The sequence below is a fragment of the Streptococcus sp. Marseille-Q0941 genome (genome assembly GCF_943736975.1).
GTDB lineage: Bacteria > Bacillota > Bacilli > Lactobacillales > Streptococcaceae > Streptococcus.
The window spans coordinates 30,829-49,183 of the sequence record NZ_CALSFO010000007.1 but is presented as its reverse complement, the minus strand read 5'-3'; the positions used below and the strand labels follow the sequence as shown (position 1 = coordinate 49,183).

General features: G+C 40.1%; 20 protein-coding genes, 1 tRNA gene, 1 other RNA gene and 1 pseudogene. 10 read left to right on the top strand and 13 right to left on the bottom strand.

The annotated features are described in order from the left end of the window. Window positions 1-3 precede the first annotated feature (3 nt). Both NGI26_RS07695 and NGI26_RS07690 read right to left on the bottom strand, forming a co-directional pair. Window positions 4-699 (bottom strand): LrgB family protein, encoded by a 696-nt coding sequence (locus NGI26_RS07695; RefSeq protein ID WP_251938444.1) that lies wholly within the window; start codon window positions 697-699, stop codon window positions 4-6. Then, complete coding sequence (locus NGI26_RS07690; protein ID WP_251938442.1) at window positions 696-1,070, bottom strand: CidA/LrgA family protein; 375 nt, start codon at window positions 1,068-1,070, stop codon at window positions 696-698. Before NGI26_RS07690 ends, NGI26_RS07695 begins: the two co-directional genes overlap by 4 nt. Window positions 1,071-1,251: 181 nt before the next feature. On the opposite strand from NGI26_RS07690, the gene NGI26_RS07685 reads away from it, so the two are divergent. From NGI26_RS07685 to trxA, 3 genes are all read left to right on the top strand, one after another. Beyond that, the gene (locus NGI26_RS07685) at window positions 1,252-1,626 is read left to right on the top strand and encodes a MarR family winged helix-turn-helix transcriptional regulator (protein WP_251938440.1); all 375 of its coding nucleotides are present in this window, start codon (window positions 1,252-1,254) and stop codon (window positions 1,624-1,626) included. A 102-nt stretch (window positions 1,627-1,728) separates the two neighbouring features. Continuing rightward, window positions 1,729-1,950, top strand: coding sequence for a DUF4649 family protein (locus NGI26_RS07680; RefSeq protein WP_251938438.1), 222 nt, complete (start codon window positions 1,729-1,731; stop codon window positions 1,948-1,950). 14 nt (window positions 1,951-1,964) lie between these two features. Then, window positions 1,965-2,279, top strand: coding sequence for a thioredoxin (trxA, locus tag NGI26_RS07675; RefSeq protein ID WP_001029581.1), 315 nt, complete (start codon window positions 1,965-1,967; stop codon window positions 2,277-2,279). 97 nt (window positions 2,280-2,376) lie between these two features. Here the strand turns inward: trxA and NGI26_RS07670 are convergent, their stop codons facing one another. The 9 genes and pseudogenes from NGI26_RS07670 to NGI26_RS07630 form a co-directional block, all read right to left on the bottom strand. Continuing rightward, on the bottom strand, window positions 2,377-3,045 hold the full coding sequence (locus tag NGI26_RS07670) for an MIP/aquaporin family protein (RefSeq protein WP_251938436.1): 669 nt from the start codon (window positions 3,043-3,045) through the stop codon (window positions 2,377-2,379). A gap of 275 nt (window positions 3,046-3,320) precedes the next feature. Then, window positions 3,321-3,671: pseudogene (locus tag NGI26_RS09340) on the bottom strand (choline-binding protein C); the annotation flags it as partial. A gap of 2,512 nt (window positions 3,672-6,183) precedes the next feature. Then, complete coding sequence (pepF, locus tag NGI26_RS07660; RefSeq protein WP_251938434.1) at window positions 6,184-7,980, bottom strand: oligoendopeptidase F; 1,797 nt, start codon at window positions 7,978-7,980, stop codon at window positions 6,184-6,186. 10 nt (window positions 7,981-7,990) lie between these two features. Beyond that, entirely contained in the window at window positions 7,991-8,734 is a 744-nt protein-coding gene (locus NGI26_RS07655) for a 16S rRNA (uracil(1498)-N(3))-methyltransferase (RefSeq protein WP_251938432.1), read from the bottom strand. A 1-nt stretch (window position 8,735) separates the two neighbouring features. Beyond that, complete coding sequence (prmA, locus tag NGI26_RS07650; protein ID WP_353505227.1) at window positions 8,736-9,686, bottom strand: 50S ribosomal protein L11 methyltransferase; 951 nt, start codon at window positions 9,684-9,686, stop codon at window positions 8,736-8,738. A gap of 137 nt (window positions 9,687-9,823) precedes the next feature. Next, the gene (locus NGI26_RS07645; protein WP_251938427.1) at window positions 9,824-10,297 is read right to left on the bottom strand and encodes a GNAT family N-acetyltransferase; all 474 of its coding nucleotides are present in this window, start codon (window positions 10,295-10,297) and stop codon (window positions 9,824-9,826) included. A 58-nt stretch (window positions 10,298-10,355) separates the two neighbouring features. Next, on the bottom strand, window positions 10,356-10,724 hold the full coding sequence (locus tag NGI26_RS07640) for a hypothetical protein (RefSeq protein WP_251938425.1): 369 nt from the start codon (window positions 10,722-10,724) through the stop codon (window positions 10,356-10,358). Beyond that, entirely contained in the window at window positions 10,721-11,149 is a 429-nt protein-coding gene (locus NGI26_RS07635; RefSeq protein ID WP_251938424.1) for an NUDIX hydrolase, read from the bottom strand. The genes NGI26_RS07640 and NGI26_RS07635 overlap by 4 nt, the downstream gene beginning before the upstream one ends. Window positions 11,150-11,158: 9 nt before the next feature. Next, on the bottom strand, window positions 11,159-11,629 hold the full coding sequence (locus NGI26_RS07630) for a DUF3013 family protein (protein ID WP_251938422.1): 471 nt from the start codon (window positions 11,627-11,629) through the stop codon (window positions 11,159-11,161). A 115-nt stretch (window positions 11,630-11,744) separates the two neighbouring features. Here NGI26_RS07630 and NGI26_RS07625 point away from each other — a divergent pair, with 115 nt between their 5' ends. From NGI26_RS07625 to NGI26_RS07600, 7 genes are all read left to right on the top strand, one after another. Beyond that, a complete protein-coding gene (locus NGI26_RS07625; RefSeq protein ID WP_251938610.1) occupies window positions 11,745-13,016 on the top strand; it encodes a replication-associated recombination protein A in 1,272 nt (423 codons plus the stop codon). Between the two features lie 65 nt (window positions 13,017-13,081). After that, window positions 13,082-13,275: non-coding RNA, 6S RNA (gene ssrS / locus NGI26_RS09335), on the top strand. A gap of 1 nt (window position 13,276) precedes the next feature. After that, window positions 13,277-13,349 (top strand) — tRNA-Lys (locus tag NGI26_RS07620). Between the two features lie 216 nt (window positions 13,350-13,565). Then, window positions 13,566-13,997, top strand: a complete 432-nt coding sequence (locus NGI26_RS07615) for an Rrf2 family transcriptional regulator (protein WP_251938420.1) — start codon at window positions 13,566-13,568, stop codon at window positions 13,995-13,997. Window positions 13,998-14,074: 77 nt separating this feature from the next. Further along, complete coding sequence (locus NGI26_RS07610) at window positions 14,075-15,079, top strand: NADP-dependent oxidoreductase (protein WP_251938417.1); 1,005 nt, start codon at window positions 14,075-14,077, stop codon at window positions 15,077-15,079. Between the two features lie 13 nt (window positions 15,080-15,092). Then, window positions 15,093-15,929 carry an alpha/beta fold hydrolase gene (locus NGI26_RS07605; RefSeq protein WP_251938415.1) on the top strand — a complete coding sequence of 279 codons (837 nt, stop codon included), beginning with the start codon at window positions 15,093-15,095 and terminating at the stop codon, window positions 15,927-15,929. 1 nt (window position 15,930) lies between these two features. Next, a complete protein-coding gene (locus NGI26_RS07600; protein ID WP_251938413.1) occupies window positions 15,931-16,806 on the top strand; it encodes an SDR family NAD(P)-dependent oxidoreductase in 876 nt (291 codons plus the stop codon). A gap of 137 nt (window positions 16,807-16,943) precedes the next feature. Here the strand turns inward: NGI26_RS07600 and NGI26_RS07595 are convergent, their stop codons facing one another. Beyond that, window positions 16,944-17,120 (bottom strand): hypothetical protein, encoded by a 177-nt coding sequence (locus NGI26_RS07595; protein ID WP_251938410.1) that lies wholly within the window; start codon window positions 17,118-17,120, stop codon window positions 16,944-16,946. A 436-nt stretch (window positions 17,121-17,556) separates the two neighbouring features. Continuing rightward, complete coding sequence (locus NGI26_RS07590) at window positions 17,557-18,339, bottom strand: AAC(3) family N-acetyltransferase (protein ID WP_251938408.1); 783 nt, start codon at window positions 18,337-18,339, stop codon at window positions 17,557-17,559. Between the last annotated feature and the right edge of the window lie 16 nt (window positions 18,340-18,355).

Sequence of the window (18,355 nt, the reverse complement as noted above, 5' to 3'; positions counted from 1 at the left end):
TTTTTAACTCAATATCAAACCAGCTACGATGGGACTAATAAAGACATAAAGCAGACCTGTAACTCCGATTGCTAAACCAGCCATGGCACCTGCAACTGATCCATAGCGAAAGGCTGTTCCAGTCCCAACTGCGTGACCTGTTCCACCTAGAGCCAAACCGGCAGCTACTGGATCGTCAATTTTTAGCCATTTTAAGAGTGTTGGTCCGATAACACTGGTCAAAATACCAGTCGCTACTACTACGACCAAGGTGATTGTTGTAATCCCTTGTAGCTTATCCGTAATTCCAACTGCCATGGCCGTCGTTACTGACTTTGGAAAAAGCGAAATCGCTAAGAAAAAATCCATACCGAAGAATTTTGCAACTAAAGCCGTAAAAGTGGTATTAACTACAACCGCTAAGAAACTACTGAGTAAAATACTTCTAACATGGTGCTTCATGAGGTGAAAACTCTTATAAAGAGGAATCCCTAGGGCTACTGTCGATGGAACTATCAAGTTATTAAGATAAACCCCACCTTGATAATAAGCAGCGTAAGAAATACCCGTCAGTTTTAGAAAAGCAATGATAAATAAAGTCGCTAAGAGTAAGGGAGTTGTCAGAGGGTGAGGATACCTTCTAAAGATAATCATACCTCCAAGGTAAGCCAGAATGGATAAGGCTATTCCAAACAGTGGATTGGATACAAATTCGCTCATTTAACACCTCTTTCTTCATAATCTCCTTCATAACGCTTTTTGATAAACTGAACTACAAGCGCAATTAAGATAATATTGATAACCGCCGCGAAAAAGACAATCAGGATAATTGGTAAGAGGTAGGGGGCAATCACATCAAATTTTTCCATAATCCCTACGGCAGGAGGTAAAAATAGGATGGTCATATTGGCCAAGAGAAAATTTCCTACCATATTGACATGTCTCGTCCGAAGCCATTTGAACTGTAAGGCTAAAAAAAGGATAATCAAGCCAATAATGCTACCAGGAATGGGCAAATGGAAAAAAACGGAAATTCCCTCTCCGATTAAAGAAATCACAAATAGAATCATTAACTGAACATATAACTTCATCGTATACTCCAAAAATAGACTTTCTGCATACCAGTTTACTCCTTTTTCTGAAAATTTCAAGGAAATACACAAAAAAACTCCTTCTTGCTATCGCATCTAAAAAGTTGTATACTAATTGCGTGCGCAAGCATCTTAGATGCACAAGTATGTTTACAATTATCATATAGGAAAGGAGGTTGTCATGACTTACTTAGAAAAATGGTTTGACTTCAACCGCCAGCAAGTAGAATTGGAAGCTATTTTAGAGCAGACAATTGCTGATCAGAGCCAACAGAGTCTGACACTCAAGGAATTCTATCTCTTGCACTTTTTAAATCAGGCTCCAGAAAAGTCTTTGAGACAGGTTGACCTGCCGGACAAACTCCATCTGAGCCCAAGTGCAGTATCACGGATGGTGGCACGACTAGAAACCAAAAACTGCGGTTTGCTTAGTCGGAGATGTTGCGACCAGGACAAGCGAGCTAGTTTTATCTGCCTGACCAGCGACGGTCAAAAGACTCTTGCCTATCTACAAAAAGCTGTTGAAGAGAGCCTAGCTACAAATACATACTGGTAATTTCATTGTTTTTTTAAAAAAACTTGCGTGCGCAATCAATTTTCTTGACATTCCTTTTTCTGAGGAGTAAAATGAAAACATGATTTAGCAAAGGAGAATCCTATGATTGAAATCACTTATCTGGATGCCAGCAAGCAAGAGAGAACCATGACTTTCGAATCATACGAAGAATTTGAACGTTCTCAGCATGCCTGTCTGATTGGTGTCGCAGACTACTACCCCGTTCAAAAGTTAACCTATAAGGGACATACTTTGGACTACCATGGGACTTATGGAGATGTCTTCTTCTATCTCATGAAACAAGATTTAAGCCAATATAAGTAAAAAGGAGAAATACTATGGCAAAAGCAATTACAGATGCAACATTCGAACAAGAAACTAAAGACGGATTGGTCTTGGTAGACTTCTGGGCAACTTGGTGTGGTCCATGTCGTATGCAAGGTCCAATCTTGGATAAATTGTCTGAAGAACTTTCAGAAGATGTCTTGAAGATCGTTAAAATGGACGTTGACGAAAATCCAAACACAGCTCGTGCATTTGGTATCATGTCTATCCCTACTCTTCTCTTTAAGAAAGATGGACAAGTTGTTAAACAAGTGGCAGGTGTTCACACTGCAGAACAAATCAAAGCCATCGTTGCTGAATTAAGTTAATCACAAAACACTCCCACATTTGGTTATGGGAGTGTTTTTTATATATAAAAAACTACCCTCCAAGATGGAGAGTAGGATTTTTTACGATATAGTTGAATTATTCTTCAGTTCCAAGGAAGTTTTTAGCAACAAGAGCTGCAAGAACTCCACCAACGATTGGTGCAAGGATGAAAATCCATACTTGTTGAAGGGCCGCACCACCTACCAAGACAGCTGGTGCCAAGCTACGAGCTGGGTTTACTGAAAGTCCAGTAATGTTCAATCCCACAAGGATCATAGCCATCAAGGACAGACCAATCACCAAACCAGCAATCGCGCCATTTCCTTTGCTTGCTGATGTTACAGTCATAATAACCAACACAAACAAGAATGTTGCGATGACTTCAAACAAGAAACCACCAAAGACAGTGACACCGTTTGCCAAGGCATTTTCACCAAGACTAGCAGTTGACATTCCTGAGTTAGACAAGAGGAAGAATACTGCAGCTGACGCAAGGAAAGCTCCAACTACTTGTCCAAGGATGTAGTTTACAAGCTCTGAAGATGACAAACGTTTGTTAACGAACATAGCGATCGAAACAGCTGGGTTCAAGTGAGCACCTGAAACAGTTCCGATTGAGAAAGCTGCGACTACGATTGCCAAACCAAAGGCAAAAGCAATTCCAAGGTGTCCAAGACCTTCAACACCATTTCCAAAAACAACGGCTCCTGTTCCGATGAACACCAGCATAAATGTACCGATTAACTCAGCGACAAATTTTTTCATGATAAGTCTCCTTTTTTCAAACTATGTATTAGTCTATCAGAAGAAGGAAAGGGTTTCAAGAAAAGTGCTTGGAAACATGATTGAAAAATTAATTTCAATTTTTTCTTAAATTGTGAACTATTCGACCTATACATTCTAAAAAGGTGTTGACTATTATTCTTGTTTTAAAATTGTTCTCAATATCTGTTATAATTGGTAACCTATATTCATTTGTAATTCTGTACAAATACCTTAAATAATATATACTAAGTAACATTATATAACTTTTAATTTGTCTATCTAATCCATTCCCCGTTATAATTCACTTTATAACCATCTGGTGTAGTTGTACTGATTGCTAAGGCACCTGAACCATATGCATAGTACCATTTCCCTGAGACACTAAACCAACCTGTTTGCATTGCTCCCGAAGAATTGAGGTAATACCATAATCCACCTGTTTTTACCCAGCCTGTTTGCATTGCACCTGAAGAATTAAGATAATACCATGAACCGCCTGTTTTTACCCAGCCTGTTTGCATCCATCCTGAACTGTCAAAATAATACCATGTACTGTCGATTAGTTCCCAACCACTAGTTGTATAAGAACCATTGTTGTGTCTGTACCACCAACGACCAGAGGATTGAATCCAACTTCCTTTCGAAGCTGCTTTTTGTTTTAACAATAAATATTGTTTATATGCTTCAGATACTTTCGTGTATTCTTTCTTAACAGCATCCTTTTTAGATTTTGCATTTTTTAGTTTAACATTTGCATTTTCAAGTGCTTTTTTAGATTCCTCAACCTTTTGTTTAGCTCTAATCAATTGTTTTTTAGCATCCTGGAGATTTTTCGAAGCATTTTTGAGATTTGCAACATATTGCTGTGCTGTAGCCAAATCCTTTTTAGCATTAGCTAATGACTGTTCCACATTCTTACTAGCATGAGATTTATTATTCTTAATTACTTTCAACCGATTTAATTGAGATTCTTGCTTCGAAAGTTCAGATTTAGCAGCATTTAGCATAGTTTGTTGTTTACTCAACTCAGATTTAGCAAATTTTAAAACGTTTAACTTAGATTGATTTTGTTTTGTTAAATCTGCAAGACGCTTTTTATTTTTGTCTAGTTCTTTTTGATCTTTATCTAAAGTCGTTTTAGCAATGGTAAGGTTATTGTTTAGAGACGATAGTTTTTCATTTGCCACAGTCTCTTCATTTCTTTGTTTTCTGTTAAAATTATCTAAAGCTTCTTTCGCTTTAGTATAAGCTGGATTTTTAGGATGTGTGATTTCATTCCAAACATAACGGAAGGTTATTTTAGGTAAGAATTTTACTCGTTTCCCATTAAAGTAAAATTCGCTATAATCTGGATTACTATCTTTATTTTCTGCTTTTGCTAAAAAATAACTACTATACCCTTTAGCCCCAGAAGGAAGTATTCCATAAACACTTTTATCTTCACTTATAAATGTTAACACTCCATAATTTCCATAGCTTGTTTTTTCGCTAGAAGATGCTCCGACAGCCATACCTGTCCCAGAAGCTGCAAGCAATGGAATTCTATGACCATAGTTAAATGTATTTGCTTCTTTAGGATCTGACGAGCCGTATGCAGAGGCATTGCTGTAGTCATTAAAGTAGCTTAAAACTTCTTTATAAGCAAGTTCTTTTTCACTTAACAGGCTCTTTTCTGGAACGGAACCAGCTGTAGCATTTTCTGTTGCGTGCTTAAAACCAAAATCTTGATTTTTTAATTTTGTATCGTGTGACAATTCATTTTTTGCCACCATTTCATCCGCTCTTGCTTTTCCATATCTCAAAGCCTTATCAGTCACAGGTGGCACTGGAATATCAATGCCATTGATTCTACGCAATTCAATTAAGTATTTACGAACTTCTTCAGAAACCTTTTTATAATCAACCACATGAGGAACATTGACATAATCTTTAGATGAGACAACGATAGTTTCTGTTCTTTCTCCGCTAAAATTCACATCTTCGTTTGCAGCAACATAATATGTCTTCCCATCACTTCCTACAAAAGTTTTTTCCTCAAGTGGCGGAGTCTTGGAATCACTCTCGCTAACAGAATTTGATTGAATCTCGTGAGGGACAGTAACTGTTAAAAACTCATTCCCAGCTGATTTTAAATTCTTTTCAAGAGTAGAACGGTTCTTATTTCCTCTTTCTACAAGTGCTTTTCTTTCTTGTTGTGCTTTTGAGAACTCACTAGTTAAAGAACTCACTTTAGCTTGGTCAGCTTTCACCTTCGCATCCAATTTCCCAGCAGCTTGTTGGACCTCACGTAATGTATTCCAATCAATAGAATTCTCTGCTACCCTTACTTTGTCTTGTGCCTTTTTTACGTCTGCTGATCTTTGATCAACCTGAGTTTTTGCCTTATTAACAACTGTTTGTTGGTTCTCGACACTTGTCTGAGCTTGTTTCTCACCTTGTTTTGCTCCAGCCAAATTTTCTTCGGTTTTCTTAACAGTTACTTGTTTTGTGGCAAGATCCTTTTCTGCATTTTTAATTTTCTCAGGTGTAGCTTGCTTAGCAAATTCTTGAGCTTGCTTTAAAGTGTTATCTGCTTTGTTCTTATTTGTTACAGCAGATGCATACTCTTGTTGCATTTTATCAACAATCTTCTGAACATTTTTTTCTTCATCAATTGCTTTGTCTAGTTTGACTTCTGCATTTTTTACATCTGATTCTGAAACTTCAACATCCTTTTTGGTCTCTGATTGACTGACAGTAGTTTTATTCGATTGTTTATTTGTAACCTCATCTGCTTGGACATGACCATTAAAAGCAGTTACTATTGCAGTTGCAACTCCCAAACCAATCAGCACTTGTTCCTTTTTCATAAAATTAACCTTTCTTTAAAAACGTTTACATTATTAATTTTAACATATTTACTTATATTTCAAAATAAAACGAGTAACTCTTCATCTGTACTCTCTACATAACTCCTTCTCAGGAGAGTATTTAGGAGTACAGACTTCAGCTATTTTTAGGGTGATCTTATTATATAGTATAAATAAAAGTACAGAGAATACCAATACTATTCCTGCTTCAATTTTTTTAATCACCACCAAAAATAAATGTCATTCTAAAATCTCAACAATATAACTCTATTGTTGTACTTTTATGATTTTATTCTCCCAACTGGGCACTGTAGGCTATAATCTGATCAACCGTATCAGACAAGAATTGGATAGTATCACGGAGTGGTTTGTCTGTTGAGATATCGGCTCCGATAATCATGGCTGACTCAGGCGGTGTCTTGCTGCCACCTGATTTGAGGAGATTGAGCCAGTCTTCGGCTCCAGTTTCTGAATGTTTCAGATGAAGGTAACCTGCAGTCGAAATAACAAGTCCTGCTGAGTAAGTGTAGCTATACAAGCCCATGTAGTAGTGGGCCTGGCGCATCCAAGTCAAGGCCGCATCGTCATCAATCTCAATAGCATCTCCCCAGAAATCCGTCAAGACTTCCTTCATAATACTGTTGAGTTTACTTGACCCAAAGGTTTCTCCTTCTTCAATCAGTGTATAGACCTTACGCTGGAATGCAGCTTCCAGAAGGTGAGTGATGAAGTTATGGAAATAGGTATCTGTCAAGCGGTGAGCAAGAGCGAAGCGTTTCTGACGTGGATCATCAGACTGGTTTTCTAAATAATCGCTTAAAAGCAATTCATTGAAGGTTGACGGTGCTTCGACATAGTAGGTCGACATGTGGGCGTTGAAGTAACTCTGGTGATTGTCTGAAAAGATAAATTGACCAGAGTGACCAATTTCATGAATCAAGGTATAAACATCGCTCAAACGACCTGTCCAGCTCATGAGAACATAAGGATGCACACGGTAGGGATCAGCTGCATATCCACCAGAATCCTTACCACTATTAGCAGCGAAATCAACCCAGCGTTCTTCTTGATAACGAGCGATTTCTTGACAGTATTCTTGCCCCAGTGGTGCGACAGACTTAATAACCAAATCGTAGGCATCATCAATGCTAACCTCTGGATTCAACGCACTATCCAAATCCAATTTCCAATCAGCAAAGGTCATCTTTTCAAGACCATTGACCTTGGCAACATGCTTGAGATATCTCTGAGCAACTGGTGCAAAGTCCTTCATGATGAGGTCAATCTGACGATCAAACATAGAACGATCTACTTCTTGCTCAGCTAAAAGATAGTCAAATACTGAGTCATATCCCTTCATATCAGCCAAGAGTTTTTCAGACTTGACTTGGGCTAAATAAGCTGCGGCTGCCGTATTTTGGTGCTTACGAAGTCCTTCGGAGAAGGAACGGAAAGATTTTTCACGAACTTCAGCATCCTCGTGATTTTGGTAGAAATTTTCATAGGTTACAAAGCTGTTTTTGTAGGTTTTGCCATGAGCTTCAAAGTCAGCCATTTCAAAGTCCCCAGCTCGCATCTTGGTGTAGATATCCTGTGGACTATAGAAAACTTCACCCAGATTAGTCAAGGCCTTCTCCACATCAGCCCCAAGATAGTGGGCTTTTTTGATTTTTGCCTGACGAATGGCTGCCGTCAAATGGGGCAATTCAGCCAAACGGTCCAAGACTTCCTCATCAGCAGCTACCAAGGCATCGTCAAAGAAGGTCAAGGCTACACTGGCATCTGTTTCAAATTCCATCCCAGCTTGGGCAATATTAGCAAACTCTTCATTGCTATAATCTGTCGTCTGAGGCATAAAGGCGTAGTTGCCAATATGGCTCATCTGAATGTAGATTTGTTCCAATTCTGCAAAGGCCTTTTCAAAATCTTCAAAAGTGTGAAGATTATCCTTGTAGTCACGGCTAAATTGATTGATGTCTTCGCGAGCCTTTTCGATTGCTCGCAAGAAATCCTCACGATCTTGATATAGGGCTGTCAAATCCCAAAGTTCCTTTTCAGGAAATTCTGAACGATGTTTTTGTTCCATCTTTTTCCTCTTATTTCTCTAATTCAAGCAAAACGCTAATGGCCGACAGGGCATAAAGCGGTGCTGTTTCTGCTCTTAGAATGCGAGGCCCAAGTCCTGCAAGGACTGCTCCTTTAGCCTGGAAGCTTTCAACTTCTGCAGGTGAAAGACCTCCTTCTGGTCCAAAGACAAAGAGCAATTTGGCTCCTTTTTCCAGTCCAGCAACTGCTTGTATAAGTGCAGCGGCTTCTCCTTCTTTAGCCGATTCTTCATAGGCCACCACGATGCGGTCAAACTGGTCGAACTGAGCTAGAAAGTCTGCTTTTTTCTCAAAAAGGATAATGCTTGGGACATGATTCCGCTTGCTTTGTTCTGCTGCTCCAAGGGCGATTTTTTCTAGTTTTTCAACCTTTTTACCCAACTTCTTACCATCCCACTTGGCAACTGACCAGTCGGCAGGAAAGGCCCAGATTTGACTGGCTCCTAGTTCCGTCACTTTTTGAGTGATGAACTCCAGCTTGTCTCCCTTGGGAAAGCCTGATGCAATGGTTACTTGAACGGGCAGTTCCACATTGTCAGCTAATTCTTGAACCAACTCAAACTGACGAGCTTCTACATCCAGCACACGCGCCAAGCGCTTAATCCCATCATCAAAGACCAAGGTCACTTCATCATCTTCTTTCAGCCGCATGACCTGAAACATATGCTTGCTGGTTTCCTTATCTTCGATAATGACAGGAGAGATTGCACTTCCCTTGACAAAATACTGTTGCATGCTAGCCTCCAATCACACCTGAAATATCCTTGGTTTTCTTAAAGACACAGGCATTCCATTCCCCTTGCATCATGTGGGTTTCAAGGAAAAATCCAGCTGACTCAGCCGACTCGCGCACCATGTCCCACTTGTCCTTGATAATGCCACTCATGATGAGGTAGCCTTCATCCTTGACCAAGCGATAAGCATCCTCTGTCAGATGAATGAGAATATCCGCCAAGATATTAGCCACAATCACGTCTGCCTCAATCTCTACACCCTTGAGCAAATCTCCAGCAGCAACATGGATATTTTCCATGCCAGGGTTGAGCTCAATATTTTCCTGAGCGACACGAACCGCCACATCATCCAGGTCATAGGCGAAAATTTCCTTAGCGCCAAGAAGTGAGCTGGCAATAGAAAGGACACCTGAACCAGTCCCCACATCCAGCACCGTTTCGCCGCCACGAAGAACCTGCTCCAAGGCAAAGAGGCTCATCTTAGTGGTTGGATGCGTCCCAGTCCCAAAGGCCATGCCTGGATCCAGTTTGATAATCTTTTCTCCAGCAGTCGCCTCGTAGTCCGTCCAGGACGGCACAATGGTCAAGTCATGAGTGATGCGAGCTGGCTCATAGTATTTCTTCCAGTTGTCTGCCCAGTCTTCCTCAGCCAAGGCAGTCGTGCCCATCTTGACCTCTCCTAGATCCATAAAATCAGTTAATTCTGCCAGGCGAGCCTGCAAATCTGCCTCAACTACTGCCACATCAACCGTTTCAGGGTAGTAGGCTGTCACTACGATTTCTTCTTGCTGTTCAACCTCAGGGAAAATCTCACCAAAGCGATCCACATTCCCCACATAGTCCATGCTGTCTTCAATCGCAACACCTTGGGCGCCCAACTCAATCAAGAGATTGGAGACCAGCTCCTCTCCCTCGCGCTTCACTGTAACTTTTAGCTCTTGCCATGTTTCCATCATTAAGATACCAAGCCCGTAAAACACAAAGCCAAAATAGGAAACTCTCTGAAGACGCTTGTGTCTAAGAGAAGTTTATCTTTTTGGCACAGTGTTTAGGGCGGGTTCAGTTTAGAAATGTAACCGAACCATCCTTTCTATTTCTCTATCCATTTTTTCATGTAGACCATATCCATACCTTCTTTTTCAGGTTCGATATGGGTTTGGTGGTAGCCATTTTTCTCATAAAAAGCGACCATGCCCGCATCCTGTAATACCGTACACAAATCCCACTGTTTAATCGTTGGAAATTCCTTTTCCAGCAATTCCAATCCTTCAGAACCATAACCTTTTCCTTGGTACTGGGGCAAAATCGCTGCCGTTCCCAACCAAGCCTCCGTCAACTCTTCATTGGTCTGAACTCGTAAAAATCCGATATTTTCTCCCTTTTCTTTCACAAAGTAGTAATAGCTATTGGGACTCCCAACCAATTTCCACTTGATTCGTTCACGATCCTCGAGATAAGGATCATACTCATCTTGGTATTTTTCATAGACAGCCTTAAAGCTAGCTCTTTGAATTGCAATTACGGTTTCTAAATCCTCTGCTCCTGCTCGGATAATCTGAATCATACTAATACCTCCAAATTCACTCTCTCAACTCGCTTCCTATGCTCTTCCACACGCTGTTTTACTGACCCTCAAATTCCTCAATCACATCTGTATAGTGTTCTTTCATTGCGCTATGAATCTGCCGTTTAAAAATTCCAAACATAAGATAATAAACAAATAGAAGAATTCCTGCTAACAGTATCAAAAATAAAAAATATACTGAAAGAGGCAGTACGAGATCTCTATCACTCAGTAAGGGTATAACAAGCATTAATACCCAAATAACAGCCGTAGAAATCCCAGCTACTTTCATACCACTTTCTCTCTGCTTCTTTAACTTTAAATATTCCATATAGATGAATGTAGCTTCTTCTCTAGAATATTGTCCAGTTTTTAGTTTGCGTTTAACTTCCTTGTTTAACGTCGTTGTTGCAATTGCAAAAATCATTTTATTTCCTCCAAATAATCCCTCACTCTATCCTGCAACTGGGGTACAACCTTATCTGAGCCAAGAAATTCCTCAATGCCCATCAGTTTGTAGCCCTGCCCTTCATCTCCAAAGGTGATATTATCAAACTGCTCTTGACTTAGTTGACCAACCATAAAGACAGACTGCCGTCCTTCAAAGAGCATGCTAGGATAGACCTTGCTCCAAATCAGGCAATCTTCAGTCAGAGCAATGCCTAGTTCCTCATAAACTTCACGCGCCGCGCACTCAAAAGGACTTTCATCGCCTTCTCGCCCACCACCTGGCAGTTCCCACATATTGGGCCAGGGAATGCTTTCCTTATCATCACGCAAGATGGTCAGTAGCTTATCCTCACAAAAAAGAGCAATTTTAGAACCTGTAAAATCAGTCAGTTCTATTTCCATGCTAGACTCCTAGTATCTCGGATAAGGATAAAATTCTCCTTCTTCCAAGCCTACTTTTCCTTCTTCAAAGACTTCTTGGTTCCATTCCATGACGAATTCTTCTGCTTCTGGGTCTTCCAAAAAGTCCATGAGGGCATCAAGCCCAACCTCGGCAGTATCTTTGAGGAAAAGTGCAAAATAAGCTAAAAACTCACGAGAAAATCCTTTTTTAGGCAGATAAGGGATAGCCGTTAAATAGTCTTCCTCATTGACAGTTGACTTTGCTGGATTGTAAAAAAGCACTGCTTCTTCAAAGAGGATATCGTCTGACGACACCTCTCCGTCTTCATCCACCATCTCAACTCCTGCAGCATTTTGTACCTCTAATAGAAAACTCACTTCAACCGCATGATTGCGCTTGTCCCAGCTAATCTCATAGTCAAAAGGAAAGTTCTTATCCAACTCTTCTTGTAAAATATCTAAAAATCCGTATGTTGCCATTTTGTCCTCTTTCTATACGACTCTTCAATCGCCCCGAATACTCGGAAATATGCTAAAATAGATACTACCATATTACCATATTCGTATCAGAAAATCTATGTTAGAAAGGACTGCTATGCCAGACAATCTCGCGCTTCGTATGCGCCCCAAAACCATCGACCAGGTCATCGGTCAGGAGCATCTGGTTGGACCAGGCAAGATTATCCGCCGTATGGTGGAAGCCAATCGCTTATCCTCTATGATCCTCTACGGACCTCCAGGCATCGGAAAAACCAGTATCGCTTCAGCCATCGCTGGAACGACCAAGTATGCTTTTCGGACCTTCAATGCCACTGTTGATAGTAAAAAACGTCTCCAAGAAATCGCTGAGGAAGCTAAATTCTCAGGTGGCCTTGTACTGCTACTAGATGAGATTCATCGTCTTGATAAGACTAAACAAGACTTCCTTTTGCCTCTCTTGGAAAGTGGACTGGTCATCATGATAGGGGCGACAACTGAAAATCCCTTCTTTTCTGTCACTCCAGCCATCCGCAGTCGTGTTCAGATTTTTGAATTGGAACCTCTATCCAACCAAGACGTCAAAGAGGCCATTCAAATAGCCCTGACTGACCCTGAACGAGGTTTTGATTTCCCAGTGGAGTTGGATGATGAGGCCCTTGATTTTATCGCAACATCTACCAATGGAGACCTCCGCTCTGCTTTCAACTCACTGGATTTGGCTGTTCTTTCCACCCCAGCAAATGATCAGGGCATCCGTCATATCACGCTTGACATCATGGAAAATAGTCTGCAGAGAAGCTACATCACTATGGACAAGGATGGAGACGGACACTATGATGTTCTCTCTGCCCTTCAAAAGTCTATCCGCGGATCAGATGTAGACGCTAGTCTCCACTATGCTGCTCGCTTGATTGAAGCGGGTGACTTACCTAGCCTCGCTCGTCGTTTGACTGTGATTGCTTATGAAGATATCGGCTTAGCCAATCCCGAAGCGCAGATCCATACTGTAACTGCTTTGGATGCTGCACAAAGAATCGGCTTCCCCGAAGCTCGCATCCTCATTGCCAATGTCGTCATCGATCTGGCACTGTCGCCCAAGTCCAACTCAGCCTATGTAGCTATGGATAAGGCTCTGGCTGACCTTAAAACATCAGGTCACTTGCCAATCCCACGTCACTTGCGAGATGGACACTATAGTGGTAGCAAGGAATTAGGAAACGCCCAAAACTACCTCTATCCACACAACTATCCAGGTCACTGGGTCAAACAAGATTATATGCCAGAAAAAATCCGCGACCATCACTACTTCTCACCAGAAGATAGTGGAAAATACGAACGGGCCCTGGCTCAACGCAAGGAAACCATTGATAAACATAAAAAATTGTGAAATCCTTTTCAAAAATTCTGTTTTCCTCTTGATTTTTTTTGAAAAAGTGGTATCATATAATCATAGAAACGCTGTGGTGTACGACTTCACATTTAAGTGTTGACCGACTATTTTTTGTATTATTAGGGAAACAAAAGTCTTCTAACAGCATGTAGGCCGTCTCACACGGAAACAGCTTAAGTTAGAGCGAGTTGCCCACCTGCTTAATTGCGCGGGTTCAATACAAACCGTGAAGTTTCGGCACCAATACAGCTTTTTTTGCCTCCTTAGCTCAGTTGGTAGAGCAGTAGACTCTTAATCTATGGGTCGCAGGTTCGAGCCCTGCAGGGGGCATCTAAATCAACAGGAAGAAGCCTTGAAATCAAGGCTTTTTTGCTTGTCTATAACTAATTTGCCCCACATTTTTTTATGAGCAATCTTTCCAGATATCTCTGATCAGATGACACTCTTCAAAGAATTTTTAAAAATTTAAAACAAAAGTCTTGCTTTTCTTTTTATTTGTGATATACTTGTTCTTGTATCAGATACAAGTTATCTAAAGGAGTTTATATGGATACAAAATTTTCAGTAGCCTTACATATCCTAACCATGATTAGTGAAAGCAAGGATACCTTAAGTTCTCAAGCACTAGCAACTAGCGTTGGCACCAACGCTAGTTATATTCGTAAGGTGATTGCCTTATTGAAAAACGCTGGCTTAATTACTTCCCATCAAGGAAAAACAGGCTATCAACTCAGTAAGTCCCCAAAGGAAGTGACCTTACTTGAAATTTATTTTGCAACACAAGAAGTCAGCCACATCAGCCTATTTCCCGTTCACCAAAATAGCAATCCGGATTGCCCAGTAGGAAAACATATTCAAGCTGCCGTTTCGCCACTATTTGCTAGCGCTGAAGCTCAACTTGAGAAGGAATTAGCCCACCAAACCTTAGAAGATGTCATTAACAATCTTTATAAAGAAGCCAAACAAAAACGAAACTGATTTGCTTGCAGATCAGTTTTAAAAAGACTATACTTGTATCTAAATCAGATACAACAAAAAATTGAAAAGAGAACACAATGAAAGTCGCACAACATACTACTTATAACAAAAACAATATCACACTGAACATCACAGAAGTCGCTAAACCAAGTATCACAGACACAGAAGTTTTGCTCAAAGTCACCGCAGCCGGGGTTAATCCTCTGGATAACATGATTTCCCGAGGAGAAGTCAAGATGATCGTCCCTTACAAACTCCCACAAACTGCAGGAAATGAAGTGGTCGGTATCATTGAAGAGACCGGTAGACAAGTCAAAAATCTCAAAGTCGGAGACCGAGTTTTTGGCCGTTTACCGCTTGACCATATTGGTGCCTTTGCAGAATACCTAGCTGTCGATAACCAATCTCTAGCCAAGGTTCCAGACTATCTATCAGACGAGGAAGCTGCTGCTGTTCCTCTTACTGCCTTGACCATTATGCAAGCCTTGGAACTCATGGGCGCTCAAGCTGGGAAAACGATCTTTATTTCTGGTGGTACTGGAGGAGTTGGTGGGATGGCCATACCGATTGCAAAGGCCAAAGGATTGAAAGTCATCACTAATGGGGCTGGAGATAGTGCCGAACGTGTGTTGAAACTAGGTGCGGACCGCTTTATTGATTACAAAACAGAGGATTATACAAAAACTGTTAGCCAAGTTGATTACGTTCTCGATACTCTTGGTGGGGCTGAAACTGAAAAACAAATGTCTATCATGAAAAAAGGTGGTCACCTTGTCTCTCTACGTGCCATGCCTAACGGTGCCTTTGCCAAACGCATGAATCTACCAAAATGGAAACAGATGATTCTTGGCTTAGCAGGTCGCAAATTTGATAAAATGGCAGACGAATATGGCGTTCACTACCACTTCATCTTTGTAGAAAGCAATGGCGCTCAATTACAAGAGGTAGCTGACCTCTTTAGCAAATTAGAAATCAAACCCTCTATCGATACAGTTTATCCATTTGAAGAGGTAAATAGCGCTTTAGACAAGGTCGCTAACGGTCGCTCTCGTGGTAAAACAGTTCTCAGCTTTAAGAATTAAAAAGGAAAAAATTATGTCATATATTACAACAAAAAATCAATACATCACTATCCAAGGAAACCAAATTACCTATCGCGAACTCAGCAAAGGTAAATCAAAACCACCTCTTCTGATGCTCGTCCATTTGGCAGCAACTCTCGATAACTGGGATCCAAAACTATTAGACTTGATTGCTGAAAAGCACCATGTGATTGTTGTTGATCTTCCTGGTGTTGGAGCCAGTCAAGGAAAAGTTGCTCCGACGATTCCTGGAATGGCTAAGCAAACAATTGCCTTTATTCAAGCACTTGGTTACAAGAAAATCAATCTCCTAGGTCTTTCTATGGGAGGTATGATTGCTCAAGAAATCGTCAGAATCAAGCCTAGTCTAGTCAATCATTTAATCTTGGCAGGAACAGGACCTCGAGGTGGAAAAGAGGTCGATAAGGTCACAGGGAAAACGTTTAGTTTTATGTTTAAAGCTGGACTCGAGCGCATCGATCCTAAACGTTATATCTTCTATAATCATGATGAACAAGGGAAAATCGAAGCCTTGAAAGTTCTAGGTCGAATGGGCATGAGAACCAAGGAATTTGCGGATAAAGACATGAAGGTATCAGGATTCCTAACTCAACTCAAAGCCATTAAACGTTGGGGAAAAGATTCGCAAGACGACCTTCAATTTATCACCCAACCAACCTTAATTGTCAATGGGGATAATGATATGCAGGTGCCAACGGAAAATTCTTTTGACATGCATGAAAAAATCAAAGATAGCAAGCTTATCATCTATCCAAATGCTGGCCACGGTTCAATCTTCCAATATACAGATGAATTTTCAAAAGAACTACTGGCTTTCTTGGAGAACTAATATGGTCCAAACCATTCTAATTACAGGTGCTACTGACGGTATCGGTAAACATTTGGCAAAGAAATTGGCTAGCGAAGGTCATCATGTCATCCTACACGGTCGCAATCCTCAAAAACTTGAATTGGCCACTCAAGAGGTTCGTGCAGTCTCCGTGAGAGGCAGAGTTTCTAGCTACCTTGCAGATTTTTCAAAACTAGAAGATGTCTACCAATTTCTTGAGGAAATCAAGCGAGACTTTCCAAGTATCGATGTCTTGTTTAATAATGCAGGACTTTATGGAGAGAAAGAACGAAAAACGAGTGCTGAAAATGTCGAATTAACCTTTATGTTATCTGTTCTGGTTCCCTATATTTTAACAACTGATCTAAGCCCCTTGTTAGAAAAAGCGCCTGACGGTCGTGTTATCAATACTTCTTCCTATATGCATCATTTTGCTAAAGTTAAGGATTTGGATTTTGGATTTGAGAAAAACTACAATCCTAGTTTGGCCTACAACAATTCTAAATTATACACCATTTGGATGACACGCTATCTAGCAAGAGAGTTCTTTCTGAGAGGTTCAAACATCACTGTAAATTCCTATCATCCGGGCTTGATTTCAACCAACTTGGGGAATGATTCCAGTGATGAAAAGACGAAAAAGTCTCTCTTTGGACGTTTGATGAAGTCTCTTTCAAAAAATCTAGATGAAGGGATTGAAACAGGCTACTACCTCACCTTATTAAAAGAAGTCACAGGTTTGACTGGCTACTATTTTGATGAGAAGAAAGTAAAGTCTGTATCTGAAAAAGGATATGATTTTGAAAAAGCCCAAGATTTAATCACTTACTGCGAAAATAAAATTGAGATGTTCAAAAATAAGTCCACAATATCTTAACTTTATTATGCCTTGATTGCTTAGCAAAGATAATATCAAAACTTATCTATTTTCTAGTGCAAAAAAATTTGCCCCACTTTTGCCCCATTTTGAAATAATTACATTTAAAATTACTTCAAATATCTTCATAGAACCACTTATATTTCAATATTTTTAATTACATTCAAGATGATAAAGCCTTCTAAATTCCTGCAGGGGGCATCTAAATCAACAGGAAGAAGCCTTGAAATCAAGGCTTTTTTGCTTGTCATTTTGTTTTTTGTACCAAAATTTGTACCAAAAAATTTTACATTAACAAAATAAGCGAGTCTCATCCAAAGACTCACTATTTATCTAACACTCGTTTTCATCGAAAAAACCACCGCGAGGGTGGTTCTTTTTTATCAATCGTCCATCACTCCGCCTGTGAGTTGGTACATAAGGTATACGTGCTCCTTTTGTTATTAATATTAGCTCAATCTCTAAATTTTCAAGCAAGCCTTTAAGATACTTATTAACTGAAGCAATATCAGGAACCATATACATGTACGCAAAATGTTGGGCAAAATTTTGAATGCTCCAGATTATGTCTTCTTTTGTAAAATTATGTTATATCTTATCCATAAGTCATTTTTAGCATAATCTTCTGATAATGAATAATTCGCCCTGAAATGTACTTTTTTACCCCCAAGTGGCCAAAATTACTTTCTGTTTAAACTATAGACAATCATTCTGATTTATCAGTTTCTTCACAATGTTTATAAAATCAATTTATTTGCGATACTCTTCAATCCAGCAAACGGAAAAATCTACTAGTTCACGCTGTTGCATCAATCTAGAATCGGCATTTCCGATTTTCCCTATATTTGCAAGACCTTTTTCCTCAAAGGCGATTCCTATATCTTCAAAATCTTCTCCGTCAACGAATAGGGTATTATACGCTTTCCATATACGAACACCATCTTCAAGTATGGCACTGTGTTCAATACAGTCATGTTTCCCAGGATACTCTGCACGGACATCCGCTAAGTGTATGGAGGTGTTTTTATCATATCCAACCCCTAACAACAGTACTTTTGCGTCAAGTTCATAGAGTTTTGCGATAGGTGAACCCTCCCCAAATATATTTGAAAGGGTATGTTCCGCTGTAATATATTCAGCATGTTTTCCCCATGCACAAAGAGATCTTGCTGGATGATCTGTACGGATGCTTCCTGGCCATTGACGAAACATTTCTGCAACAGCCCCCATGGTATTTGTCGGTGTTAGCCGTTTATCATATGCTGGCCAATTCTCTCTAATTTTATCCCAGTCTGACTCCTCTGCATTCCAGTGCACACCTGTTTCCGGATCCAGATTTTTCCATGACTGTGTCGGCATTACAACAGTCCCTTCAGAAGTAACAACTTCAATTAGAGCTTCTATCACAGCCTGTGCTCCTCCACATACATATCCAATACTTTTTAACGATGTATGTACAATGACAACATCCCCTCGTTTCAGACCAAGCTCTTTTAACCCCTGTACGATATCTTTTTTACATATTGTTTTCATAGATTTTACCTCATGG